Origin of the sequence: Rathayibacter sp. VKM Ac-2801, assembly GCF_009834245.1 — a bacterium.
GTDB lineage: Bacteria > Actinomycetota > Actinomycetes > Actinomycetales > Microbacteriaceae > Rathayibacter.
In genome coordinates this window covers 3313253-3337501 of the sequence record NZ_CP047183.1, presented here as the reverse complement: position 1 = coordinate 3337501, position 24249 = coordinate 3313253, and the positions used below count along the sequence as shown (strand labels likewise).

Sequence of the window (24249 nt, the reverse complement as noted above, 5' to 3'; positions counted from 1 at the left end):
GTGCGGTGGGTGGAGGACGTCGGCGGTCACGGCGACGGCCGGTCTTCGGTGGTGGTCGAGGGCCGCCCGCGACGGCGGGTGATCAGGAGGAAGGCCGCGACGGCGAGGATCGCGCCGGCCAGACCGAGGAGAACCGGTCGGAGGACGTCCGGCGCGGCCGGGGAGGAGGAGGCGGCTGCGACGACGGTCGGCTCGACGGTCGGGGTGGATTCCGCGACCGCCGCGGCCTGCGCGGAGGCGCCGTCGCCGACGGTGAAGGGGACGACGCCCGCGATCGGATGGCCGTCGGCGGAGACCACCCGCCACTTGAGGTCGTAGGAGCCGCCGGGAAGCGCCGGCTCGAGCGGAGCGGTGACCGTCGAGTCGGTCAGCTCGACCGGGCCGGAGACGTGATCGACGCCGTCCCTGTCGGTGACGAGGACGAGCGCGCCGATCGTGAGGACGTCCTCGGAGTACGTCAGCGTCACCTCCGCGGGCGAGTTCGTGAAGTGCTCACCGGAGCCGGGAGTGCTGCTGATCAGCTGGTCGTGCGCCTGGACGGGCCCGGCCGTCCCGATCAGGACGCCTGCCAGGGCGAGGGCTGCCAGCGCGGCGGGCAGCCGTCGCAGGGGTCGAGAGGTCATCGGTCGGTCTCCTTCGTGGTCGTCGGACGGGAAGTGCTCCGGCTGTCGAGCCGGTTCAGGCGGTCGTTGTAGGCGGTGAGCTCGGCCTCGCCGTCGCGGTCGGCGCGCCGGTCGTAGCGCTTCGCGGTCCGCTCCTCCGAGCGCACCCACTGCGCGACCACGACCAGGGCGATCAGCACCATCGGGATCTCGCCCGCCGACCAGGCGATCCCTCCGCCGACGCCCTGGTCGGCGAGCAGCGCCTCCGTGTCGGTGTACCCGAGCGCCGTCCACCAGGACGCGGCCAGGACGGTCGTCTGCGACATGATCGCCAGGCCGAAGAAGGCGTGAAACGCCAGCGTGGCGAGCATCACCAGCAGCCTCAGCACGTGGCCCGGCCGGTTCGGGCCGGGGTCGACGCCGATCAGGACCCAGAAGAAGAGGTAGCCCGTCGCGAGGAAGTGCAGGGTCATCACAACGTGGCCCTGGTGGCTGAACATCGCCCACTCGAACCAGCCGGTGTAGTAGAAGACGACCAGGCTGCCGGCGAAGAGCACCGCGGCGACGGGCGCCCTCGACAGCACGGCGAGGTAGCGCGAGTGCACGACGGCGAGGATCCACTCGCGCAGTCCGCGCCCGCCGTCGCGGCGCACCGGCAGCACCCGCAGAGCGAGCAGCACCGGCCCGCCGAGCACGAGCAGCGGCGGCACGACCATCATCAGCAGCATGTGCTGGATCATGTGGGTGCTGAAGTGCACCTGCCCGTACACGGCCGGGCCGCCGCTGGTCGTGTAGGCGAGGGCCGCGCAGCCGGCCACCCAGGCGACGGTGCGCCCGAGCGGCCAGGCGTCGCCGCGTCGCCGCAGCCTCAGGACCGCCGACACGTAGAGGGCGGCGCCGACGACCGCGATCCCGAGCCACACGGCGTCGAGGTGCCACTGGTCGAGCATCCGCTCGGGCGTGACCTCGGGCGGGTAGCGGAAGCCGAGCAGACTGCGCCGGACGTCTCCGCTGATCGGGTCCTGCGAGACCGGCGGCGCGCTGTTCGAGAGTGCCACCGAGACGCCGATGGTCAGTGCCATCACCACCACCTCGCCGACCGCGACGGCGACGAACGCGCGCCGGTCGGCCGGGTCGGCGCGCAGCCGCGGGATCAGCCGCAGCCGGTGCCGGAGGCCCGCGCCGCCGAGGGCGAGCAGCGCGACGGCCTTGACGATCAGCAGCTGCCCGTAGGGCGTGCCCAGGTCGCCGAGGTCCTCGATCCGGAGCGACGCGTTCACCAGACCGGAGAAGGCGACCGCCCCGAACGCCCAGCCGGCCAGGACGGAGTAGCGCGCGACGACCACGCCGAGCTGTGCGCCGACGGTCCGCCGGAGCAGGATCACCGCGGCCAACCCGCCGGCCCAGGCCGTCACTCCGATCAGGTGCACGGCGAGGCTGTTCACCGCGTTCGCGTGCTCGTCGGCGCCGGCGGCGTGCCCGGAGAGCGAGAGGGGGAGCAGCGCCAGCACCGCGATCGCGGTCGCCGCCGCCACCCAGGCCAGCCGCCGCGAGAACAGGGTGAGGAGGAGGACGGCCGTCGCGCACGCCGTCGATGCCACGAGCGTCTGCCCCAGCTCGATCTGCGTGGCGTAGAAGACGAGCTGCATCCGGAAGCCCGGCGCGTCCAGCGGCTGCCCGATCGTGTTCGCCGCCGTGAACACGAGGACCGCGATCGCGGACGCCACCCAGACCGCGGCCGACCAGGTCGCCCAGCGCAGGGCGCGGTTCTGCGAGTACGAGACGACGCCCGGCGCGATGCGCTGCCCGGGCAGCAGGAAGGTGGCCGCGGTGAGCAGGCCGATGGTCAGCGATGCGGCGGAGTCGTGCACGACCCGCGCGACCGGCAGGCCCCGCGTGACAAGGTCGCCGGGGTCGATCAGCCGCGTCTCCACCGAGAACGCCCCGGTGTACGACAGGCCCAGCAGGGTGACGGCGACCGCCGCCGGTACCGCGAGCAGGAGGGACGCCTCCGCCGCGCGGACCGGACCAGTGAGCGGCCGCTGAGTCGGGAGGACGTCGTCGTCGACCGATGTCGATGGTTGTGCCACAGGCGTGGCTCCCTTCAGGAACGTCCCCGAGGGGACGCTCCACAGACCCCTCCGCCGGCGCGCACGAGCGCCGGGCCAGGACGATCCGTCCGGGAGGAGTCGCCGAGACGCCGACCGGCCGACGTCCCTCGGAGACCCCTGCGGGGAGGAGACGGGTCGGTCAGATGCCGCGGGGACCTCCGGAGAGGTCCTCGCCGCGGCTCGCGTCGATGATCAGGAAGCGGGCTGCAGAGGGGGCCCGCGCCGCAGCGCCGCCTGGGGGAAGACGCCTGACGCGAGGGGGAGCACATCGCGCAGCTCGAAGGACGAGCGTCGCGCCGGCCGAGGGGCGGCCACCGGAGTCGGCAGGACTCGCACCAGGCGGGTGACGAGGTGGCTCGTCGTCGCGGCGACCCGGACGAGGAGCGACTCGCCGCGGTGGAGCGCCGCGGTCGTCACGACAGCGGCGAGGACGTGAGCCGCCCACATCGAGGAGCCGGTCATCCCGCTGTGCGTCATCGCCGCACTGACGTCGATCACGGCGCCGTGGTGCGCGTGCACCGTCGGCGCATCGACCGGCCCCGTGAAGGTCCCGATCGTGAAGAGCGTGTGGAACAGGAACTGGCTGACTCCCACGGACACCGCCAGGCGGAACAGGTTGAGCCTGCGCCCGGCGAGCGCCACGCACACCAGGACCGACAGCACGAGCGGCATCGCCACACCGAGCGGACCTGGGATCTGGCCGCCGCCGGCGACATGCGAGAACAGGGCGACCACCGTCGCCACCGTCGCCGCGACGACACCCCGGAGGGTGCGCAGCGGCCGCGACGACGTCATGCCCCCAGTGTCGCAGACGCCTCCTTCCCGCGGAGGACCGCTCCCGGCCGAGAGGAGCGGCAGGCCGACTGCTCCTCTCAGCGGGCCGCGGAGGCTCCGGGGCGTCACTTCTCCGGCCGCACCACCAGCCCGACGCCGCCGCCGCGCCGCACCGGTTCGGCCACCGCGGTCATCCGGCCCGAGGGCTCGACCTCGATGGCCGCCACCGCGCCGATCTGCGCGGCCGACGTGAAGGTGTCGCCGGAGGGGACCAGCTGCTGGCCGAAGGGCGCGAGGTCGTCGGCGTACGCCTCGATGAACTCCGGCTCGGCCGAGGTGGTCGCCCCGTTGCGCTGGGAGGCGCGGGGAGCGGCCACCGCCTCCGGCAGCGTCATGCCGAGGTCGATGCGGTTGACCAGGGTCTGCAGGACCGTCGTGATGATCGTCGATCCGCCCGGCGAGCCGACGACGAACCGCACGTCCCCGCCGTCGAGCACGATCGTGGGCGACATCGACGAGCGCGGGCGCTTGCCCGGCTCGATCCGGTTCGGGTCCCCGTCGACGAAGGTGGGGGAGAAGTCGGTCATCTCGTTGTTGAGGAGGAAGCCGCGGCCGGGGACGGTCATCGCCGAGCCGCCGGTCTGCTCGATCGTCAGCGTGTAGGAGGCGGCGTTGCCCCACTTGTCCACGACGGAGAGGTGCGTCGTGGAGATGTTCTCGGTGTCCGACTCCTCCACGGCGGGGGCGGTCGAGCATCCGGAGCCGTCGAGAGCGCCGGGCGCGACCGGGCGGAAGGAGGCGGTCGTCGGGTCGATCGTGCAGTCGCGCGAGTCCGCGAACTCCTGGTTGAGGAGCGTCTCGGTGGGCACGTCGACGAAGGCCGGGTCGCCGACGTAGGCGCCGCGGTCGGCGAAGGCACGGGCGGACGCCTCGAGGTAGAGGTGCAGGGCGCTGCCGGTGTCCTCGGCCGCGAGGTCGTGGTTCTCGAGGATGTTCAGCGCCTCGCCGACCGCGATCCCTCCGGAGGAGGAGGGGGCCATGCCGTAGACGTCGAGTCCGCGGTAGGAGAGGCGGGTGGGCGCCTGCTCGGCGACCGAGTAGGCCGCGAGGTCCGCGGCGGTCATCGTGCCGGCCGGAGCGGGGAGATCCGCGCCGTCCGCGAGCTTCGGGTGCTGGACCGTGTCGGCGATCTCGGCGGCCAGCGCGCCCTCGTAGAACGCGTCCGGCCCGTGGACGGCGATGGAGGTCAGAGTCTTCGCGAGGTCGAGGTTGCGGAACGTGCTGCCCACCTTCGGCGCGTCCCCGCCGGGGAGGAAGAGCTTCGCGGTGTCGGGGAACGCCTGGAACCGCTCGAGGTTGTCGAGAGTCTGGTTGCGGAACGTCTCGTCCACCCGGAAGCCCTTCGCCGCGAGCGCGATGGACGGCGCCAGCACGACCGGGAGCGGCAGGGTTCCGAAGCGGTCGACCGCGGTGTCCCAGGTCGCCACGGTGCCGGGCACGCCGACCGCGACCCCGGACGAGACGAGGTCGGGCGTGAACGGGTAGGGGGCGCCCGTCGCGGGGTCCAGGAAGGCGTCCGAGGTGATGCCGGCCGGCGCGGTCTCGCGCCCGTCGATGGTGCTGACCTCGCCGGACGCCTTGTCGAAGTAGACGAAGTACCCGCCGCCGCCGACACCGGCGCTGTAGGGCTCGCTCACGCCGAGGGCGGCGGCCGTGGCGACCGCGGCGTCGGCAGCGTTGCCGCCGCGCTTCAGCACTTCCAGGCCCGCCCGGCTCGCGTTCGCGTCGACCGACGAGACCGCTCCGCCGTAGCCGACCGAGGTCGACGGCGAGACGATCGGCCCGCCGAGGTAGTCGACGATCCTCTCGGGTGTCACCCCTTTGTCCTTGAGGTACCCGGAGATCGGCCTGTCGAGAGCGGACGCCGGTGCGGCACCCGCCACTCCCACCGAGACGACCGCGACCAGCGCGATCGCGATCCTGCGGAGCACGGGTGTCGTGGCCATGGCGTTCCTCCATCGGAACTCAGTGGTGCGCGGTCGGCGATGCGAGTCCCCCCAACCTAGGGGCGGGGTGGGGGTGCGGGGTAGGGGGTGCTCGGTCGGCCTCGCCGGCGTCGCTCAGTCCCGGCTCGGCGCCGACGGCCTGTCCGGGATCAAGGGCAGTGCGTCGGCCGGCGGTATCGCGACCCAGAGGACCCCGTCAGCGAGCCGCGCGCTCTCCAGGAGCGCGCCGAGGGGCTCGGCCGTGTTCAGAGCCGCGTCGACTCCCGTCGAGACGGGGTCGTCGTTCGCGGCGTGCGGCGGGAAGCGGAAGCGCTGACCGATCAGCTGGTCGCCGTCGAGACGGCGCCGGTAGACGATGCAGACGCTGTTCGGGCTCTCGATCCAGGTCCGGACTACGTCCACTATGGAGGCGTAGTTCTCGAGGATCTCGTCCTCCAGGACCCTCTTGACGACGGCAGCCTCGGTCGAGTCGTGCATGGGCGATCCCTCCTCGGGTGGCGGACCGAGGATCTCGGCCCGCCACGGACCGTAGTCGACCCGATCTCGGCAGTGGGGAGGAGGCGCGCACGTGCTTCGGATCGGCGCGCCTCCCTCCTGGCGGGGGAGACATGAGTCGGTGCTGCTGACGGCGCGAAAGGCGCTCCTATCCGGACCCGCGCCTCGTGTCATCCGGCCGCTCCTCTTGACACGACTGTGATGTAAGTGTTCGATCAGTCACATGCCTTCCCCCTCCTCCCGCTCCACCGCTGAAGCGCAGCGCGAGCGGATCACCGAGGCCGCGCTCCACGTCTTCGCGCGCACCGGGTACGCCGCGACCCCGATCACCGACGTCGCTGCCGAGGCCGGGGTCTCGCCCGCCTACGTCTTCCGCCTGTTCCCGGGCAAGCTCGGCGTCTTCGTCGCCGCGGTCGACCGCTGCTACGAGCAGGTGGCGTCGACGCTCGCGGCGGCGGGGGAGGCCTCGCCCTCCTCGGACCCGGCCGACCGGCTCGAGGCGATGACCGTCGCCTACATCGACCTGATCGCCGACCGCGACCTGATCATGCTGCAGTCGCAGGCGCAGAGCGCGTGCGAGGTCCCCGAGATCCGCGAGGCGGTGCGTCGCGGGATCTCCTCGGTCGTCCGGACCGTCACCGTCGTGTCCGGAGCCGACGGCCCGGCCGTGCAGCGCTTCATCGCCTACGGGCAGCTCTGCCACCTGATCGTGCAGACCGACCTCGGCGGCGTCGACTCCGAGTGGGCTCGCATCGTCTCCGAGGGCATCCGGCACCGCGACTGAGTCCGCGGTCCTCCCCTCTCTCCTCCTCTTCGCCACCTCCTCTCTTCATGCCCGCAGATGTGACTGTCCAGTCACTCACCACCACCTCCAGGAGCCCTCGTGTCCACCACCCTTCCCCGCATCACTACCCGCGTCGTCCTCCCCGGGATCGTCGAGCCGTCCGGACTGCTCCTCGAGCAGGCACCGGTCGAGCCGCCGACGGCCGGCGAGCTGCTCGTCGCCGTCGAGGCCACCGGCATCTCGTTCGCCGAGCAATCGATGCGCCGAGGCCGCTACTTCGCCCAGCCGCCCTTCCCCTTCACGCCCGGTTACGACCTCGTCGGCCGGGTCCTCGCGGTCGGCCCCGGCGGCGATGCGTCGCTCGAGGGCCGCCGCGTCGCCGCCCTCACCAAGACCGGCGGCTGGACCGGCCACGCCCGCGTCGCCGCCCGCGACTGCGTCGTCGTCCCCGAGGACGTCGCGGCGGAGGACGCCGAGGCCGTCGTGGTCAACGGAGTGACGGCGTGGCAGATGCTGCACCGCTCGGCCCGGGTCTCCCGCGGCGACACGATCCTCCTGTTCGGCGCGAACGGCGGAGTCGGCGGCCTCGTGCACCGCCTCGCCCGCCTCGAGGGGATCCGCGTGATCGGCGCCGCCTCGCCCCGCCACCACGAGGCCCTCCGTGCGTCCGGAGTGGAGCCCGTCGACTACGCCGATCCGGACCTTGCTGCCCGCGTCCGCGAGCTCGCACCCGGCGGGGTCCAGGCCGTCTTCGACAACGTCGGCGGAGCGACGACCCGGCTGGCGTGGTCGCTGCTCGCGCCCGGCGGCACCCTCGTCGCCTACGCGATCGTCAGTGCGAGCACCGGCAGCATCTGGCCCCCGTTCCTCCGCCAGCTCGCGCGGATCCAGGCCTACCAGCTCGCCCCCAACGGACGGCGCGCGGTCTTCTACGACCTCTGGGCCGGCCACTCGCTGCGGCCCGCGCGCTTCCGGGCGCAACTCGAGGAGGACCTCGGCCGCGTGCTCGGACTCCTCGCCGACGGCACGCTCACGGCCAACATCGCCGCCCGCTTCCCGCTCACCGGGATCGTCGAGGCGATGGAGCTGGCCGAGTCCCGGACCCTCGACGGCAAGGTGATCCTGCTGCCGTGAGCAGGGCGGCGGCGGAGGGGCCGGCAGGAGTCAGCTGCCCGTCGCTCGGAGCGCCGTCACGAGCTGCTGCAGTCCGGCCGCGTGGTCCCGCTTCCACGCGCGGAACGCAGGAGTCTCGCGCGGGTCCTCGGACGCGGGGACGTACTCCACGACAGCCACGTCGAGAACGGTGGCGAACACGTCGTCGTCCGGCTCCGTCGACGTGCCGACGACGCCGACCGTCGCGGTGTGATCGATGCCCGCTCCGGACAGGGTGATCGTCCACAGCTGGATACGACCGCCGGGCGTCCGGGTCGCGTCACCGGTCCTCGCGTGGACGACCTCGATGACGACTCCGCCCACCGTGCGCTGCATGGCCCGAGCGTACTCAGCGGGTCGGCGGCACGCCGGCTGTCGTCGCCGGACGCCGCGCGGGAGGCTGAAGCGGGATCCCCGCCGCCCGGTCGCCCTCAGCCCCGGGACCGGCTCGCGTGCGCGCGCGCCTTCATCCGGTTGCCGCACGTCGCCATCGAGCACCACTTGGCGGTGCCGGGGCGGCTGCGGTCGAGGAGGAAGAGGTTGCACTCGTGGTTCGCGCAGGCGCGGAGGCGCCCGGGGAACCGGGCGTTCACGGCGGACCAGGCGAGGACCGCCTCCACCGCGAGGCGATCCGGCTCGGGCGCGCTCAGCTCCCATGCGACGCCCTCGCCGGTGACGCGCGGGGTGCGCACGGTCCGGGCGACCAGGCCCGTCAGCTCCGCGACGGCCGCGGGCGCACCCGAGCGCACGACGGCCTGGAGCGCGTCGCGAGCAGTGCGCAACCGCTCGAGCTCGTCCTCGGTGCCGACTCCGCCCCATCGCTGTGCGAGCTCGGGACCGGACGCGTCGTCGAGGTCGTCGGTCGGCCGTCCGTCCACCACCGGCGCGCTGTTCAGCACCGCCAGGAGCAGCTCCTCGTCCCGATCCATCGTTCCCCGTCCTCCCGCACCGTGCGGCCCGTTCGATCCATGCTAGCGTCCGGCTAACCAGTAAAACAATTGTAAGGGGTTAGCAATGGTCGTCGTCCATCACCGCACCGTCTCCGTCGACGGGCTCGAGGTCTTCTGGCGGGAGGCCGGGCCGGTCGACGCACCCGTCCTCCTGCTGCTGCACGGGTACCCGAGCAGCTCGCACATGTTCCGCCACCTCCTCCCGGCCCTCGCCGGGCACTACCGCGTCATCGCCCCCGACCACATCGGCTTCGGGCGCTCGTCCGCGCCCTCTGTCGACGACTTCGACTACACGTTCGCGGCCCTGACCGCGGTGACCGGCCGCTTCCTCGAGATCATCGGGGTGACCCGGTACACGATCTACGTCCAGGACTACGGTGCCCCCGCCGGCTGGCGCCTCGCCCTCGCCGATCCCTCCGCGGTCGTCGCCGTGATCTCGCAGAACGGCAACGCCTACGAGGAGGGCTTCGTGCCCGGCTTCTGGGACCCGATCTGGGCCGACGCCGCCGAGCGGACCGACGAGACGCGCGACGCTCTCCGGCCGGCCCTCGGCCGGGAGGCCGTCGAGTGGCAGTACACCCACGGGGTCCCCGACCCCACCACCGTCGACCCGGACGCCTGGGAGCACGACCTCGCGCTCCTCGCCCGCCCCGGACAGGACGCCGTGCAGCTGGCGCTCTTCCGCGACTACACCACCAACCGCGAGCTGTACCCCGCCGTGCACGCCTGGATCCGCGAGTCCCGGGTCCCCGTCCTCGCCGTCTGGGGCCGGAACGACGAGATCTTCGCCCCCGCCGGTGCCCAGGCGTTCCTCCGCGACGCCCCTCACGCGCGCATCGAGCTCGTCGACGGCGGGCACTTCCTGCTCGAGTCCCACCTCGACCGCGTCGTCGGTGCGATCACCGACTGGCTGCGCCCGGCGTGATGCCCCGTGGACGGGCGGACGGGTCTCGTCGCCCGCGCCCGTCCACGGTCCGCGCCGCTCCTCAGCGGACGGTGGTGGCTGCGGTGTCGGCGTTGCTGCGGATCGACGGATCCGGAGTCCTCACCGAGAAGGTGGTCGCGAGCGCCGTGCCCGTGCCCGCGCTCGCGGCCGTGACGGTGATCTTCTCGGTGGCCGTCCGCCCGTTGCCGAGGCTCGAGCGCTGGAAGACCACGACGCTGCCGATGCGGGTGTACGTCCCCGTCGCGGAGACGAACCGCACCCCCGCCGGGAGGATCACCTTCGAGTAGACGGACGTCGATGTGGAGGGTCCGGCGTTCTTCGTGATGAGCGTGTACGTGAACGTCCTGCTTTTCACCGCGGTGGTCGGAGCGGCGACGTCGACGCGCAGGTCGGCCTTCGCGGTCGCGGACGCAGGGGACACGGTGAGGGTGCTCTGCGCGGTCGCGGTTCCGGCGGTGCTGGCGGCCTGCACGGTGAAGCCGTAGGTGCCGGTCCTGGTCGGAGTGCCGGTGAGACGCCCCGTCGGATCGAGCGTGAGACCCGGGGGCAGGGCCCCCGACGACACGGTCACGGCGGGCGCCGGGGTTCCGCCGACCGCGAAGGTGAAGTCGTAGGCCGAGCCGACGACGCCGGCCGCGACGGTTCCGCTGATCGTCGGCGCGACAGGTGCAGGCGCGGCGGCCTCGACGGTGATCCGCTGCGAGGCGGTGGTGGTCGTCCCGAAGGAGTTGGTCGCGGTGACGGTGACGTCGGAGGTTCCGGGTTCTGCGGGTGTGCCCGTCACGACACCTGCGGGAGTGAGGGTCAGTCCGGGCGGGAGCGTCCCGCTGGAGAGGGTGTGGTCCGCGAGGCGCGCATCCCCTCCGAAGGCGAAGGAGAACGGAGTGCCGACCGTCGCCGTGGGAGGCGCGGCAGCGGTGAGGACGGGACGGGTCCCGGTGGCGAGGGTGAAGCCGTAGCCGGCGTCGATCGCGGTGACTCCCTTCAGCCCTGCAGGAACCGTGGACTGGCCGACCGAGTCGTCGCCCCAGGCGGCGACGGTGCCGTCCTTGCGGAGCGCCACGCTGTGCTCGTACCCGGCGGAGACCGCGACGACACCGGTCAGCCCGGCGGGCACGTCGATCTCTCCGAGCCTGTCGCTCCCCTCGGCGACGACGCTGCCGTCGGCGCGGACGGCGAGGTCGTGGTTCCGCCCTGCTGCGACCGCGATGATGTCGGAGTAGTCCGCGAAGGCGGTCTCGGGGCCGTCGTAGCCCCAGCTCACGACGGTGCCGTCGCTCTTCACGGCGAGGGTGTGGAAGGAAGCGGCGGAGATCGCCACGACGTCGTCCAGACCGGGAGGCGTCTCGAGCACTCGTCCCTGGTCGTATCCCCAGATCTCCACTGTCCCGTCGTCGCGGAGCGCGACGCTGTGGGTGCCGCTCGAGTCGATCGCGGTGACGCCGCTCAGCCCGGCCGGCGGCTCGGTGTACCGGTCCTCCGGGGGGAAGAGCGGCGCGACGGCGCCGTCCTCGAGAAGCGCCAGAGAGGGGGACACGGCCGCGACGTCGCGGAGGTCGTCCGCCGGGAAGGGGCCGCCCTCGAGATTGTCACCCCAGACGGCCACTGTGCCGTCGCTCCTCGCCGCGATGCCGTAGTACTGGCCGGCCGCGATGGAGACGGCGTCGGTCAGATCCGCGGGGGCGCTCGCCCGACCGTCCTCGTCGTATCCCCAGCTCACTACGCGCCCGCCCGCGACGGGAGCGTCGGCCGCGTGAGCCGCGGCGGCCGTGCCGGTGAGCGGCCCATCGAGGGAGGCGAGGCCGGTCCCGAGGAGGAGGGCTCCGGTGAGGAGCGCGAGCGGGCGGACAGTGCTTCGGAGGCGCATGGAGGTCTTCCGGTCGGGTCGGCCGTCGTCGGTCGTCCTGCGACCGTGACAGGCGCGAGCGCCGTGGGCAACGCCCTCTTCCGGCCATGTCCGGAAGAGGGCGCCCGGCGGGCGTCCTTCGTCGGCCCCGCTCGGCTGATCCTGTTCACAACTCAGGAAGGATGAGGTTCCGGCACCCGTTCCGCGCGGATCGCGAGGCCCTGGAGTAGATCCTTCCTGCGTTGTGAACACCGTCTGGACGAGGTCCGGCGTCGGCGATGCTCCGAAGCCCGGCTTCGACCTCGTCAGGACCCGAACCCGGCTCCCGTCGGCTCGTCGGCGTTCCGGAGGACGGTGAGCAGGAGGTCGTTCAGCTGCCGGGCGGCGGGGGCGCTCAGGCCGACGTCGCTGAGGTCGTTGGTCGCGAGAGCGACCGCGCGCGCCGCGGTGAGGACGCGCTCCCCGTCAGCGGTCGTTCGGACGGGGGTGCGTCGGCCCTTCCCGCGGACTCCGACACGCTCGATCAGCCCTCGCCGCTCCATGCCGGCGAGGACCTCGGACATCGTCAGCGGGCGGACGAAGACCGCGCGGGCGATCTCGGCCGAGGTCAGCTGCGCTCCGCCGGTGAGGCAGGAGAGGACGCTGAACTGCACCGGGCTCACGTCGTGCTCCGCGAGCCCGGCGGTGATGTCACCGGCGTTCCGGTCAATCCGATCGCCGTCTTCTGAGGTGCACCGCCGCCGCCCCGCGGATCGCCGCCGGGACTCTCCGCTCGCCCCTCAGCGGCTGAGGAGGGCGACGAGGTCGGTCGCGATGCGGTGCTCGACGTCGGCCGGGACGGGCTGCACGGCGGCGTCGAGGTCCGCGGTGACGACGGCGGCGAGGCTCCGGGCCTGGAGGGTCAGGCCGAGGTCCATCGCCTGGATCGGGTTGCCGCCGGCGGCGGTGAGGTTGATCATCCGGCCGTTCTCGAGGCGGATGATCTGCTTGCCGTTCTTCAGGCGGATGCCCTGCCGGCGCTGCCCGTCGGCGAACTCGGTGGTCGACTCCGTGGCCGCCGCGAGGGCGTCCTCGTCGATCTCCCACGGGAAGTGGCCGACTCCCGCGATGACGGCGCCGTCGGCGAACGCGTCGATCTCCGCGGCACCGATGACGCCGGGTGCTCCGGTGGCGGTGAAGACGAACTGCGCGTCGGAGAGGACGTCGGCGACGGGTCCGACGCGGTGGCCGCGGAGGATCGCCTGCAGCGAGCGGATCGGGTCGACGTCGGCGACGGAGACCCGCGCTCCGAGCTGCGCGAGGGTGTCGGCGACGCCGCGTCCGCACGGGCCGTAGCCGATGACCGCGGCGCGGGTGCCGGGGATCATCAGGTTCGTGGCGTTCATGAAGCCCTGCACGACGCTCTGGCCGACGCCGTACTCGTTCTCGACGATCAGCTTGAGGGGGGAGTCGTTGATGACGACGACCGGCCGCGGGAGGGTCGCGCTGTTCTCCCGCAGGCGGATGCCGCCGGTGGTGGTCTCCTCGGTGCCGCCGAGGTAGTGGTCCGGGACGCCCGAATTGATCAGCCGGAGAGTCAGGTCGGCGCCGTTGTCGAGGGTGAGGTCGGGATCGTGCTCGAGCACCTTCTCGATGTTGCGGAGGTGCTCCGCCTCGCCGTCGCTCTGCTTCGTGTGGACGTGCACGCCGAGAGCGCGCAGGTCCTCGGCGACGTCGTCCTTCGTGGTTCCGGGCGAGCCCGTCAGAGCGATGTCCATCCCGGCCTCGACGAGGAGCGACACGAGGGCGGCGGTCTTGGGCTCGACGTGGAGGCAGATCGCGAGCTTCTTCCCGGAGAGCACCGGGGCGAGCTCCCGGACGGCCTGCGCGGTGAGGGGCATGTGGTCGAGAGCCCAGCGGCTCGCCGGGAGGGAGAGGGAGGAGGAGGAGGTCATGGCGTGTCCTGTCTGGAGTGAGTACCTGCGGGCGTCGAGTGGGGCTGTCGTGTCGCCGAGGGCGTGGGAGTCGCGTCAGGGCGCGGTCGGCCCGGCGTCCTGCCGCTGCGCCCGACGTCGAGCGTGCGTCGAACGCGCGGCCGGGTCGTACGGCAGGTCCTGAGGAGGCCGAGAGCCGCGAGGCCTCGCGCTGGCCTGATCTCCGCGAGACGGAGCCGGAGGCGGGTCTCCTCACGCCGGGCCGAGGTCAGCGTTGCGCGGATCTTCGTCGGAGAGGACACCAGCCCAGTCTGTCGATCCGGACGCGCCCTCGCTCGGATGATCACGGTCGGCGGCAGCGCCTCGAGAGTGGTCGCCCGGTCCAAGGAGACGTTCCCCGCGGATCGACGGGCATGCAGTGCTGCGTCACCCGCCGGTGACTGGGCGAGGGGTGTCGAAGAAGAGGTAGGAGACGAAGTGGATCGCAACGGTGGCGGCGATGCCGATGACCGGCGTGATCCAGAAGCTCCTCAGGGGGTCGGAGAGCCGGCGGACGACGATGAACGAGACGACGGGAGTGATGACGACGAGCACCCATGGGGCGAAGGCCGCCCATTGGACGGCCCGCCCGAGCGTCGACAGGTCGGACCACTCATAGACGGCCGGATAGTTCTCCGAGGCGTAGCTCAGCAGTCCGAACGGGACCAGGTTCACGGCGACCACGAGGTGGACGAACGCGAGTACTCCGATCCGGAGGCGTGCGCGGCCGAGGTCCACTGTGCGAGTCGAGGAGGTCACCGGCGAAATCTATCGGCGTCGCCGGGCCCAGAAGGAGCGGTGAGGTGCGCCGGTCTTCTCTTTCGGCGGTCGCTGAGGTGCAGCCGCGCGAAGAACCCAAGGCCCCCATCGCGAGGGCGGCCCGGCGGAGCGCCGACGCTACCCTGACGCCATGCGCCGCAGCCTCGACGAGCCTCTTCGGAACCGCGACCGCACCGGCTCCCCGACTATCGCGTCCGTCTGATGGAGCGGCGACGAACGGACCGCTCGGAGCCGGTGCGCGAGTTCCGGCCCTCGAGGGCCCGGCAGAAGAACGAGTCGCGACGGCTGAGGCCTGTCGCCGTGCTCCCCGCGCTGGTCCTGCTGGCGGGGAGCGTCTGGGGAGTCGTGGTCGCCGACGACCGGGGGGCGGCGCTGGCCGTCTACCTCGGGCTGTTCGGCTTCGCCGCTGTGGTGGCTCTGGTGATCGTCGGAGTGCTGGGGCTCCGCAACCGGCGGTTCCTCGCCACCGCGTCAGTCCGGATCTCGGACCGGGCGATCGAGTGCACGGACGCTCGAGGCAGGGTCGTGGCATTCGATCGCACCGACCCGTCGGTGACGGCGCTGCTCGCGTGGGTGCCGGCCGGACCGAACAGCGAGGGGATCAACCTGCCTCCGTCGCTCATCCTGTTCCTGTCGGACGGGAGCCGGTCGCTCCGCCTCCGCGGGGCGGACTGGGAGATCGAGGATCTGCGCGCCGTCGTCTCCGCCGTGGAGACGCCGCTCTTGCCGGCGGCTCGGGGAGTGCCTGCCGGTGGGCGGAGCGTGTGGGCGCGCCTGCTGACCGGAGTCGCTCGTCGGCCGGAGATCGAGGCGCCGCCCGCCGCGGAGGAGACGCTGAGCCCTGCCGAGATCAACGAGCTGATCCCCGGGACGATGAGCTTCCGGGAGACCCGTCCGCTGACGTTCGCCCTCCTGATCGGGTTCGGCTCGGTGGCTCTCGTGCTGGGCGTCGTCGTCGGGGTCGCCTTCGTGGTGGTGCCCGGGTAGCGGAGGAAGACGGCAGCCGTGCCGGGGACCGCTGAGCGGGAGACACGGGCGACAGGCCCCCGTGCCCGACCGGCGACCTCGCCGGGGTGATCCTGCCCGCGCCCTAGGCTCCACGCATGACACTCACCCAGGACTCCGGCTGGATCTGGTTCGGGCTCGCGATCGTCACCGCCGGTCTCGCCGAGCAGAAGGGCCGCTCGCGCTGGCGCTGGTTCGTGCTGGGGCTGCTGCTCGGGCCGATCGCGACGGCCCTGGTCGTGCTGTGGGCGCGTCCGGAGGGCGGAGTGGCGACGGATGTCCGCTGGAACTTCGCGATCGGCGCCGGCGTCGCCGCAGTGGCGCTCGTCCTCGTCGCCGTGACCTCGGCCCTCTGGCTGCTGCTCGTCCCCGCCGCGATCGCGGCGCTCGCCGCCGGGCTGCTCGCCTGGCTGAGCCGCCGCGTCCCCTACGAGCACCTGCCCCGCTGACGACCGCCGCTGCGAGTCGAGTCGCCGCGAAGCGGTGGCTCTAGACCCCGAGCCATGGGGCAACGGGCGCGTCGGTCCGCACAGGAGTCAGGTGGACTCGCGCAAGTAGGCCCTGCCCCGATCAGCATGATCGAGTACGACAGCCCCGGATCGGAGCCACCGTGTGGCGGGACGCCGTAGCGGAAGACGTTGGGAGCAAGACCGGGAGACTATTCCGTATGGGGATCGTCTACCGAGACCGCGTGCCTTACAAGGCGCGCTTCGCTCCCCGCCGGTCGCTCACCGAATGAGCGAACAAGCTGTGCCCGTCGACGTTCTGCGCGTGCATGCTGCGTCACCGCCGGCGCGATGATGTCGCGCTCGTCGTGGAGGGCGATCCGCGCGTGGTGTCGGTTCATCTCGTCGCTGTCCTCGGCGATGAGTTCGATTGCCCGTCTGGGTCGGTCGGCGCGGAACAGCACTGCCCAGCGCACCTCGACCGACCGGTCGCGCGCCAGCCGGAGCAACTGCTCGTCGTCGGGGTACTGGAGTCCGCCCTCTGCGGCTCCGGCACGGACGGCGCGATCCCGATCGGTGACGAGACGCTCCATCTGTGTCAGGGAGATGCGGGGGTTGCGCGCGCACATGCCGCGGACCATCGGTGACGGGTCGGTGAGAAGCGACTCGAAGATCTCCGGGTCGTCGGTGGTCTGCGCCGTCCGGCCACGAGTCTCCCCGAAGGGATCCGCCGCTAGTGTTCTCTGTACCGCGAGAGTGAGCGACCTCTGGTCGTCGTCCGCGTACAGGTGGGCAAGGATCGCACGGACCCACTTGTCCGTTGATCTCGCCGCGATCTCGTGGAGTTGCGGGCGTTCACGGAGGCTGGTGGCGGCGGCGAGGCGCACGGCGTCGACGTCATCAGCGAGGAGACGCCCGATCGTCAGGTCATCCGCGGCAGCGTTCTCGGCAACAGCGATGCGAACCGATTTCGACTCGTGCCCGGCGAGTGCCCGCAGGAGCACGGCGTCCACCGACGACTCTGCCTGGAACTTTGCCGAACGAACTGAGGGCATGACCACGATCCTGTCAGTAGGGGTCGCGGTCGATGCGGGGGAACCGACTCCGGACCAAGGCTGTAGGAATTTCAGTCTCGATAGCCGACGGTTGGACGGACGCCGCGGGTCGTCAGAGACCGGTGCTTTCCGTCACATCTTCTGCGCGGGCACGTCTGCCGGCGCTTGACGTGATGAGCGTGGCGGCTCCGATGAGAGCCGCTGCGGCGGATGCGGTGAAGGTGGCTGTTGAGCCCCAGTTGTAATGCGACACGGTGATCTCTTGCGCGCCGGACCCGTAGGTGCAGGACAGGCCGAGTGGGTAGTAGATCCGTTTGCCCGATACGTGACCGCCCTCGAGAGGTGCCCCCGGTGGGTAATCGCTGTGCTGGCACTGAACGACGGGCGGATCCCACCCCTCTTGGATCCAGCCGGTCCCGAAAGTGAAGAGAGCGATCGGCGCGCCCAGAACCAGCGTCACCGTTCCAAGCGATCTTCGGGTCCAGTCGTCCATCTCGTCAGAGTAGAGCGCGCGGCGACGGCCGGTTGCGCACGTTTGCCGGAGGGCGACTCGATAGACGATCGCTGAGCGGGCCACACTTCACTGCTGCCGACTCCCGGTCTTCGAACGGGCTGTCCAGTGGTGGGGGAGGTCCTCGGACGGAGGAGGGTCCGCGACAACGGTTAGTCCCTGGAGGTAGCGGTCGCCGGTCCGGACGAGTGTGATGGTTCGAGGTCTGTAGCCCTTTGGCGCAGGGTCCCACACGGCTTTCGAGTTGACCTCCCAGAGGTAGAACCAGTTCCGGGTGAGCTCGTTCGGCACGCCCACCCAGAGCACGTTCCGCGGCTTCCTGCGTTCGATGGAGAGCAGGACGCCCGGCTCGAGGAAGGTCGCCAACATGCCCGAGGTGCTGTCCAGATCGATCGCCGGCATTCCTGCCGGCGATCGCGGCGGCCACTCGGGCCGTGTTCGAGGGAAGCGGTGCTCCCACGTGTCGTAGGGACGCGCGCGAGTGATGTCGGACAGGAGGACCGCGGCATAGCCGTCGAAGAAGCCTCCGGTCGTCATCGGTGCGACGAGCGTCCAACGGCGACCGACTCCCACGACGAACCCTTCGATCGACTCGTCCCTCTTCGAGCCGCGCCAGATCCGGACGGCCTCGTTCCCCGCCCAAGCTGAGAGCAGCACTTCCCGGATCTTCTTCTGCTTCGACACCGGTCTAGTCTCGCCAACCCGAGCCCCTTGTGCGCGTCCCGTAACGGGATCCTCTGCCGGGCCCTGAGCACGAGCTCCTCCCTGGTTCAGGCGCGCGGGGTCCACGTTGCGATGTCGTCGGGCAGGATGAAGTTCAGGCGCTCCGCTATCTTCGTGATCCATTCCGTGTGGCCACCCTCGGTTGCCCAGATCTGACCGTCTGCATCGCGTTCAGTGGCGTACTTGCCCCAACCTGCCCACGCACGAGCGTCCGCGTAACCTGCCGCCTGTGCGATCTCGCGCAACTCAGTGCGAGTCGCCCCTCTCCCCAGTCGGACGTTGATGGCGTAAAGCCGTCCGAACATGATCAGACAGCACAGATCCTGTTCGCGCCGCGTGCCGACGACCTTCGGTTCGAACGGGATGCGGTCGCGCTGGGGGTCGAAGGAGAAGGGCGTCTCACTCGCGCGATCAGCGTCGACCGTCGGTCTCGAACCGACCTCATCGGCATCGAGCGATGCTTCAAGCGCGTCCGCCAGCTGCCGGGTCGCTGCAATGAGTTCACGCGCAATTGATGTGTCCATAGTGAGCTTCCCAATCCAGTGCTATTGCCGCAAATGCGGCTGTTGCACCAAGAGTACGACGCACTACATCTGGGGTCAAGTGCAAACGTAGCTAACCTCGAAAGTGCACCACTTGTAGCGATAGTCACGGTGGTTCAGCCCAAGACCCCGGTGCTGTCCCCAGCGCCCGATAGCCGGTCGTCCACCGCGCCGCCCCGGAGAGTCTGCCGAGCTGTCGCTTCTCGCAGACGCCTGCACAACGCATCGCGCCACCCCGGCACTCGTGCAGACGACCGTGAACATTCAGATGCTCAAGGTCCCCTGCACAACTGACGCGATCGCCGCCGAACTGTTCCGCAGAGGGATCGTCCTTCGACCGTTACTGGGCCACTGGGAACCTGTGCAGCGCCGCCAGCTGCTCTGGCGAGTCGGGTGATCTTCTCGGCCACGCGGAGCACCTGATCGACGTCGGCGCGAACGTCGCCACGAGCTCATGCAGTTCGGTCGCATGGTCTCGCTTCCGCTCGTGGATTAGCGAGCGCATGCCGGGGTTTCGTGCGCGGTCAATCAGGCCAGATGGCGCCCAGTACGCGCATCGTTTCGGAGCGACTGAGACCTTCGTGCTTGCTTTCGGCCACGAGTCGGTGAGCTGCGGTGAGCACGGCTCGTGGTGTTGCGGAGACGGAGTCGCTAACCCGTGTTCCGCTTCCGGTCCGCGTGACGAGTATTTTCTCGCCCTCGAGCGCTTTGTAGGCCTTGGCGACTGTGCCAGGAGCAACGCCGAGGTCGGCAGCCAGTTGCCGTACCGAGGGGAGTCGTTGATCGGCGGCGAGGACGCCGGTCGCGATCAATCCTCGGATCTGGTCCTGAATCTGATCGGTGAAGGGAGCGCCGGTCTCAGTGAGCGTGATGATCATCGTGCCGAGGATGTAGCGAGGCGACGGCTGCTCACAGCAAGAGTGGAGAGGAGGACACTCCCCCAGAAGGCGAATGCGAGCACGAAGCAGGCGTAGCCGCTGACCTGAAAAAACGAGCCCAGCGCAGCAAATGAGGTTCCGAACTGCACTTGCCCGGAAGCACCTGCGCTGAGTTCCGCCCTCATGGTCGATGTCCCGTAAAGCGACACGAGGACGACGCCCAGATGCAGGAGAAGTCCACCACTCAGCGCCGCGAGAACATTGCGTGTTCGTGTAGCGCGTTGAGCGCTGTCAGCGACGCGATCTGCTGAGAGTGGCGGGAGCGAGATTCGTCGCAGGACGAGCGCTGTCAGCAGCAGGAGGAGCAGGAGAACCGCAAGACACGGCAGGGAGTACCACCAGCCGTAGATCGTGGTGCTGGCGGTGGTGTTCTCCGAGATCGGCAGTTCGAACATCACGTGTCGGCCGGCTTCATCGGTCGTCGATACGGCCCCCGCGACGATCGCCACGACGACTGCGAGCAGCGTCACGATCGCGGTGCCGATCAGCCGCCGCCGCGAGGTGAAGGTCATCACCGTTCGCGGGGCGAGCTCGGCAGTGCCGACTCTCTTCTCTGACCGTGCGGGAATTGCGAGGAAGGCGAGAGGGACGACGGTCAGAACGAGTGGGATCAGGAAGCGTGACAGCTGGACGTAGACCAACCAGTCGACCATCGCCGGAACCCACCAGGGGTACACCCACCACGCCGAGAAAACGACAGCTGCAATCACTGTGAGGATCATGCCAACAGCGGTTGATGCCTTGACGCGCGCGGGAAGCGCCACGACGTCGCGGCGAGTCAGCCAGTGGGCTCCAGCCGCAAGAAGAAGCCCAGCAGCTGCCGGACCGAACTGCATGAGCTGAATCAGAAACATGTGGTTACCCCCTAGGTGTATCTGCACAGTAATACACTTCGTACCACTAGGGCGACACATTGGGCGGTGATGCATCGAAGTAGTGATCGGCCGCTCACTGGGGTGGCCCCTGCCCTGAGACGTTTCGACTCGCGACGGCGTCTGGCTAATCCTGTGCGCTGTTAAGCGGCGGGCACTTCGTAGCGTCCCGTATGGGGATGGATTACCGGGCGCGTCTTCAGAGCTCTAGCTGGGAGAGGCATCAGCGTCGGCGTGCCGGCCAGGCCTCCCACGCTCGGCTCCACGGTGCGGAGAGCTGCTGCCCATCGTGGCTGGTCACCTGGTGCATGCCCTCGTGGTTGGTGTAGCCGCTGGAAAGGCCGAGCTCACCACCGCCTCCGATGCGGTACCCGACGGTGATGCCGTCGTCACTGGCGGTGATGCTCTCCTCGTAGCGGCCCGCGACGACGTCGAAGACGGTGCGCTCGAGGTCGTCCGCGAGGGCGGTCCAGTCGTCGTCGCAGGCGTCGCATCCGCAGACGGGGTAGTTGAAGCGGTGCAGTGCTCCGGCGTGGAGGAGGACGCCGGGGAAGACGGTCCAGGCGATCGTCAGAGGTGCGGCGTCGACCGACCGGGGAGTCACACGGACGGCGCGGGCGGCCCAGGAGATCTCCGCTTCGTCTCGAGAGGCCAGGGCCGGGTCGTCCTCGACCGTGACGTCGTACGTGCGCTCGAGGTGCTCGAGCAGGGCGTCCGCGATCGTGTGGACGGGCTGGAATCGTTCGATGTTGCTCGTGACGGAGTAGCTGTCGTCCGGAGGTGACTCACCCTGCCAGCGAGTGCCGTAAGGGATGGGTCGGCCGTCCTCGCCGATGAAGACGCGGTCCGCGACAGCCGGTCGGGCGTAGTCCGTCATGGACGAGAGGATACGACGTGAGCCGTCTCGCCGGCCGGTCAGCGACTTTCTGCCGACGGGTGACGGGAGCCGGAAGCCGTTGCCGGAGTAGGCCAGCACACCGAAGCTGACGGCGTGGTCGTCAGGACTCCGCGCCGAGGCGCGGCCCGCGGCGCCCCGAAAGACCTGCCCGATGACCTGCCCGATGACAGGGCCTCTCGCGGGACGTTCGAACGGCTGATCCGCCGAGGACCGCGTGAACCTGAGTCGCCTCCCGTCTAGCGGAGACGGGAGCTCTCACCGTCGAGGTCGATGAGGTCCTGTCCGCCACTCGCCGCCGCCCCACCCAGCCGCACCTCCCCTTCCGCATACGCGTCATGCGAGAAGCACAGCCGCACCCCCGCGGCCTCCACCCGCTCCAGCATCTCGGACGTCCGCTCGTGCGCCCGCGCGTCGTCGCTGATGAACCGCGGCAGCCGACGCAGCCGCGCCGACCAGCCCAGGAACTCCCGCCCCCACGCCGCGTCCCCCGCCACCAGCACGCGCCCCTCGACGAGCACCCCCAGGTGCCCGCGCGCGTGCCCCGGCAGCGGCACCACGAGCAGCGATCCGTCGTCGAACAGGTCGAATCCGCTCAGCCCCTTGATCGTCGTCGCGGGCTGTCCGTCCGCCACGATCCCGGCCGCGAACCACGGCGGCAGCAGCGCGCGGAAGATCCCCTCGCGCACGCGGTTCCGCCGCACGGAGGCGACCTGGCCCGAGGACAGCACGAACGTCGCGTCCGGGAACCAGCGCACTCCGCCCACGTGGTCCGGGTGCAGGTGTGTGAGCACCACGAACTCCACGTCGGCCGTGGTCAGCCCGAGGGCGTGCAGCCGCTGGTCCACGGTCTCGTCGTCCGGCACCGTGGCGGGCAGGATCTGCTCGTACAGCCGTCCGACGAGGCCGGTCCCGCGGAAGGTCGGCGGGTAGCCCGTGTCCACGAGGACCCGGCGGCCGCTCTCGTGCGTGTAGAGGAAGACGTTCGAGGGGAAGACGCGGCGGGGGAGTCCCTTCCCGCGGAACACCTGGGAGAGCGGGAAGACGGTGCTCCCGCAGGCCATCACCTGCAGCGACGACTCAGCCACGCGTCCTCCTCAGGTGCTCGCCGACCCGGCGGATGCCCTCTTCGAGCGGCACGGTCGGCTCGTAGCCGAGCTCGGTCCGCGCCCGCGAGATGTCGAGGGTCTGCGCGTAGGCGAGGGTCGCCACGGTGTAGCGGGTGAACGGCGGCTCACGGCCGGGCAGCAGCCGGTACACCCGCTCCAGGATCTCGGCGAGCACGGTCAGCACGCGCAGGTCCACCCGGATGAAGCGGGGCTGCTCGCCCATCGCGTCGAAGAAGCGCTCGAGCAGGTCGCCGAGCGGAGCGGGCTCGCCGTTGGTGATGTTGTAGACGCGGCCGTCGGCCACGGGAGCGTCGGCGGCGAGCACCAGCGCGTGCGCGGCGTTCTCGACGCAGGTGATGTCGACGGGGTTCCGGCCGCCGTCGAAGAGGGGGATGCCGCGACGGCGGCTGGCGGCGACGAAGCGGGGGAGGAGGCTGGGGTCGCCGACGCCGATCAGGCCGCGGGGGCGCAGGATCACGAGCTCGGGGATCCGGCCGGCGCGGTGCGCCTCCTGCAGCAGCCGCTCGGCCTCGATCTTGCTGCGGATGTAGAGGCTCATCCGGCTGCCGGTGTCGACCTCCTCCTCCCGCACCAGGTACTGGTGGCGCCGGGCGGAGTAGATGCTCGGCGACGAGACGAAGACGAACCGGCGGATCCCGCAGCGCTCGGCCAGCGCGATCATCGCCTCCGTCCCCGCGACGTTCGCGCGCTCGAACTCGCTCCACGTGCCCCACGGGCTCGACAGCGCCGCCGCGTGCACGAGCACGTCGGCCTCGACGGTCAGCGCGCTGAGCTCGGCGAGGTCGGCGCGGAGGACCGTGGCGCCCTCCTCCTCCAGCCGCGCCAGCGCCTCGGGGGCGCGACCGGTGGCGAGCACGTCGTCGCCCGCGGCCAGGAACTCGCGCACCGCGTAGCCGCCGAGGAAGCCCGTCGCCCCGGTGATCAGGACGCGGCGCTCAGCGGACATCGACGACCTCCAGACCACGCTTGCGGCCCCAGTACCAGAGCAGGATCCCGAGGTAGCCGAGCGCCTTGCCCTTCCGGATCGACATCAGCACGACCGCGTGCTTGTCGAGCAGCGCCTCGCTCCGCCCGATCACCTGGCAGACCTTGAGGTGCAGCTCCAGATCCTCGTCGGTGTCGTCGATGCTCGAGCGCGGGAAGCCGCCGACCTGGAGGTACAGCGCGGCGTCGATCGCGAGGTTGCAGCCGGCGGCCATGAACATCCGGTACCGCTGGCCGGGGCGGCGGTAGAAGACTGCCGGCGCGTGCTCCATCAGGCGGATCAGCGCGGTGCCGAGCACGCCGTCGTACCAGCGGTAGACGGCCTCGTCCCGCCGTGGGGACAGGCGGCCGCCGACGAAGCGGGCGCCGCCGCGGAGGTCGGCCTTGAGGCGCGCCACCCAGTCGGCGTTCGGCAGGCAATCGGCGTCGGTGCGGGCGACGGCCGACGCGCCCTCGGCGATCGCGTGGCGGAAGCCGGTGTCGGAGGCGGCTCCCGTGCCCTTCTGCGCCTCGTCGATCACGGCGACCTGGCGCTCCGGGCGCCGACGGCGGAACTCCTCGATCACGGCGCGCGAGCCGTCGGTGCTGCCGTTGTCGACGAGCAGGAGGGTGAAGTCGGGATCGGTCTGGCGGGCGAGCGCGTCGAGGGCGCCGCCGAGCAGCTTCTCCTCGTCGAGGAAGGGCACGACCACCCAGAATCCGCGCGCGTCCATCCGTCCCCCGCTCCGGGACCATGGTGTCGGCGGGCGC

At 70.9% G+C, this 24249-nt stretch carries 26 protein-coding genes; 5 read left to right on the top strand and 21 right to left on the bottom strand.

Going from position 1 to position 24249, the window contains the following annotated elements; all coding sequences use genetic code 11:
* Positions 1-26: 26 nt before the first annotated feature.
* The 5 genes from GSU45_RS15540 to GSU45_RS15520 all read right to left on the bottom strand — a co-directional run bounded on the left by GSU45_RS15540 (position 27) and on the right by GSU45_RS15520 (position 5970).
* On the bottom strand, positions 27-623 hold the full coding sequence (locus tag GSU45_RS15540) for a copper resistance protein CopC (protein ID WP_159916291.1): 597 nt from the start codon (positions 621-623) through the stop codon (positions 27-29).
* On the bottom strand, positions 620-2692 hold the full coding sequence (locus GSU45_RS15535) for a cytochrome c oxidase assembly protein (protein ID WP_167302058.1): 2073 nt from the start codon (positions 2690-2692) through the stop codon (positions 620-622). The genes GSU45_RS15540 and GSU45_RS15535 overlap by 4 nt, the downstream gene beginning before the upstream one ends.
* A 213-nt stretch (positions 2693-2905) precedes the next feature.
* Entirely contained in the window at positions 2906-3508 is a 603-nt protein-coding gene (locus GSU45_RS15530; RefSeq protein WP_159916289.1) for a hypothetical protein, read from the bottom strand.
* A 104-nt stretch (positions 3509-3612) separates the two neighbouring features.
* The gene (gene ggt / locus GSU45_RS15525; RefSeq protein WP_159916287.1) at positions 3613-5493 is read right to left on the bottom strand and encodes a gamma-glutamyltransferase; all 1881 of its coding nucleotides are present in this window, start codon (positions 5491-5493) and stop codon (positions 3613-3615) included.
* A gap of 114 nt (positions 5494-5607) precedes the next feature.
* Positions 5608-5970, bottom strand: a complete 363-nt coding sequence (locus tag GSU45_RS15520) for a hypothetical protein (RefSeq protein WP_159916285.1) — start codon at positions 5968-5970, stop codon at positions 5608-5610.
* A 241-nt stretch (positions 5971-6211) separates the two neighbouring features.
* Here GSU45_RS15520 and GSU45_RS15515 point away from each other — a divergent pair, with 241 nt between their 5' ends.
* Positions 6212-6772: a TetR/AcrR family transcriptional regulator gene (locus GSU45_RS15515; RefSeq protein ID WP_159916283.1), complete on the top strand. Its 561-nt coding sequence runs from the start codon at positions 6212-6214 to the stop codon at positions 6770-6772.
* Between the two features lie 99 nt (positions 6773-6871).
* Positions 6872-7906 (top strand): medium chain dehydrogenase/reductase family protein, encoded by a 1035-nt coding sequence (locus GSU45_RS15510; protein WP_208543455.1) that lies wholly within the window; start codon positions 6872-6874, stop codon positions 7904-7906.
* 30 nt (positions 7907-7936) lie between these two features.
* Here the strand turns inward: GSU45_RS15510 and GSU45_RS15505 are convergent, their stop codons facing one another.
* Positions 7937-8260, bottom strand: a complete 324-nt coding sequence (locus tag GSU45_RS15505; RefSeq protein ID WP_159916281.1) for a hypothetical protein — start codon at positions 8258-8260, stop codon at positions 7937-7939.
* Between the two features lie 95 nt (positions 8261-8355).
* On the bottom strand, positions 8356-8853 hold the full coding sequence (locus tag GSU45_RS15500; protein WP_159916279.1) for a CGNR zinc finger domain-containing protein: 498 nt from the start codon (positions 8851-8853) through the stop codon (positions 8356-8358).
* A gap of 85 nt (positions 8854-8938) precedes the next feature.
* Here GSU45_RS15500 and GSU45_RS15495 point away from each other — a divergent pair, with 85 nt between their 5' ends.
* On the top strand, positions 8939-9799 hold the full coding sequence (locus tag GSU45_RS15495; RefSeq protein WP_159916277.1) for an alpha/beta hydrolase: 861 nt from the start codon (positions 8939-8941) through the stop codon (positions 9797-9799).
* Between the two features lie 61 nt (positions 9800-9860).
* Here the strand turns inward: GSU45_RS15495 and GSU45_RS15490 are convergent, their stop codons facing one another.
* The 4 genes from GSU45_RS15490 to GSU45_RS15475 all read right to left on the bottom strand — a co-directional run bounded on the left by GSU45_RS15490 (position 9861) and on the right by GSU45_RS15475 (position 14377).
* The gene (locus GSU45_RS15490) at positions 9861-11687 is read right to left on the bottom strand and encodes a putative Ig domain-containing protein (protein WP_159916275.1); all 1827 of its coding nucleotides are present in this window, start codon (positions 11685-11687) and stop codon (positions 9861-9863) included.
* A gap of 284 nt (positions 11688-11971) precedes the next feature.
* Positions 11972-12328 (bottom strand): MarR family winged helix-turn-helix transcriptional regulator, encoded by a 357-nt coding sequence (locus GSU45_RS15485; protein WP_159916273.1) that lies wholly within the window; start codon positions 12326-12328, stop codon positions 11972-11974.
* Between the two features lie 117 nt (positions 12329-12445).
* Positions 12446-13600, bottom strand: a complete 1155-nt coding sequence (locus GSU45_RS15480) for an adenosylhomocysteinase (RefSeq protein WP_159916271.1) — start codon at positions 13598-13600, stop codon at positions 12446-12448.
* Between the two features lie 405 nt (positions 13601-14005).
* Positions 14006-14377: a hypothetical protein gene (locus GSU45_RS15475; RefSeq protein WP_159916269.1), complete on the bottom strand. Its 372-nt coding sequence runs from the start codon at positions 14375-14377 to the stop codon at positions 14006-14008.
* A gap of 222 nt (positions 14378-14599) precedes the next feature.
* Between GSU45_RS15475 and GSU45_RS15470 the strand changes: the two genes are divergently transcribed.
* Both GSU45_RS15470 and GSU45_RS15465 read left to right on the top strand, forming a co-directional pair.
* Entirely contained in the window at positions 14600-15385 is a 786-nt protein-coding gene (locus tag GSU45_RS15470; protein WP_159916267.1) for a hypothetical protein, read from the top strand.
* A 116-nt stretch (positions 15386-15501) separates the two neighbouring features.
* Positions 15502-15852 carry a hypothetical protein gene (locus tag GSU45_RS15465; protein WP_159916265.1) on the top strand — a complete coding sequence of 117 codons (351 nt, stop codon included), beginning with the start codon at positions 15502-15504 and terminating at the stop codon, positions 15850-15852.
* A gap of 209 nt (positions 15853-16061) precedes the next feature.
* Here the strand turns inward: GSU45_RS15465 and GSU45_RS15460 are convergent, their stop codons facing one another.
* The 10 genes from GSU45_RS15460 to GSU45_RS15415 all read right to left on the bottom strand — a co-directional run bounded on the left by GSU45_RS15460 (position 16062) and on the right by GSU45_RS15415 (position 24212).
* The gene (locus GSU45_RS15460; RefSeq protein WP_159916263.1) at positions 16062-16904 is read right to left on the bottom strand and encodes a hypothetical protein; all 843 of its coding nucleotides are present in this window, start codon (positions 16902-16904) and stop codon (positions 16062-16064) included.
* A 112-nt stretch (positions 16905-17016) separates the two neighbouring features.
* Positions 17017-17397 carry a hypothetical protein gene (locus GSU45_RS15455; RefSeq protein WP_159916261.1) on the bottom strand — a complete coding sequence of 127 codons (381 nt, stop codon included), beginning with the start codon at positions 17395-17397 and terminating at the stop codon, positions 17017-17019.
* Between the two features lie 87 nt (positions 17398-17484).
* On the bottom strand, positions 17485-18099 hold the full coding sequence (locus tag GSU45_RS15450) for a hypothetical protein (RefSeq protein ID WP_159916259.1): 615 nt from the start codon (positions 18097-18099) through the stop codon (positions 17485-17487).
* 86 nt (positions 18100-18185) lie between these two features.
* On the bottom strand, positions 18186-18662 hold the full coding sequence (locus GSU45_RS15445) for a hypothetical protein (RefSeq protein ID WP_159916257.1): 477 nt from the start codon (positions 18660-18662) through the stop codon (positions 18186-18188).
* Between the two features lie 542 nt (positions 18663-19204).
* The gene (locus GSU45_RS15440; protein WP_104255881.1) at positions 19205-19558 is read right to left on the bottom strand and encodes a GntR family transcriptional regulator; all 354 of its coding nucleotides are present in this window, start codon (positions 19556-19558) and stop codon (positions 19205-19207) included.
* Positions 19555-20472 (bottom strand): hypothetical protein, encoded by a 918-nt coding sequence (locus GSU45_RS15435; protein ID WP_159916255.1) that lies wholly within the window; start codon positions 20470-20472, stop codon positions 19555-19557. The genes GSU45_RS15440 and GSU45_RS15435 overlap by 4 nt, the downstream gene beginning before the upstream one ends.
* Positions 20473-20713: 241 nt before the next feature.
* A complete protein-coding gene (locus GSU45_RS15430; RefSeq protein ID WP_159916253.1) occupies positions 20714-21367 on the bottom strand; it encodes a DUF6226 family protein in 654 nt (217 codons plus the stop codon).
* Positions 21368-21624: 257 nt separating this feature from the next.
* The gene (locus GSU45_RS15425) at positions 21625-22473 is read right to left on the bottom strand and encodes an MBL fold metallo-hydrolase (protein ID WP_159916251.1); all 849 of its coding nucleotides are present in this window, start codon (positions 22471-22473) and stop codon (positions 21625-21627) included.
* On the bottom strand, positions 22466-23461 hold the full coding sequence (locus tag GSU45_RS15420; RefSeq protein ID WP_159916249.1) for an NAD(P)-dependent oxidoreductase: 996 nt from the start codon (positions 23459-23461) through the stop codon (positions 22466-22468). The genes GSU45_RS15425 and GSU45_RS15420 overlap by 8 nt, the downstream gene beginning before the upstream one ends.
* A complete protein-coding gene (locus GSU45_RS15415; protein WP_159916247.1) occupies positions 23451-24212 on the bottom strand; it encodes a glycosyltransferase in 762 nt (253 codons plus the stop codon). The genes GSU45_RS15420 and GSU45_RS15415 overlap by 11 nt, the downstream gene beginning before the upstream one ends.
* Positions 24213-24249 lie beyond the last annotated feature (37 nt).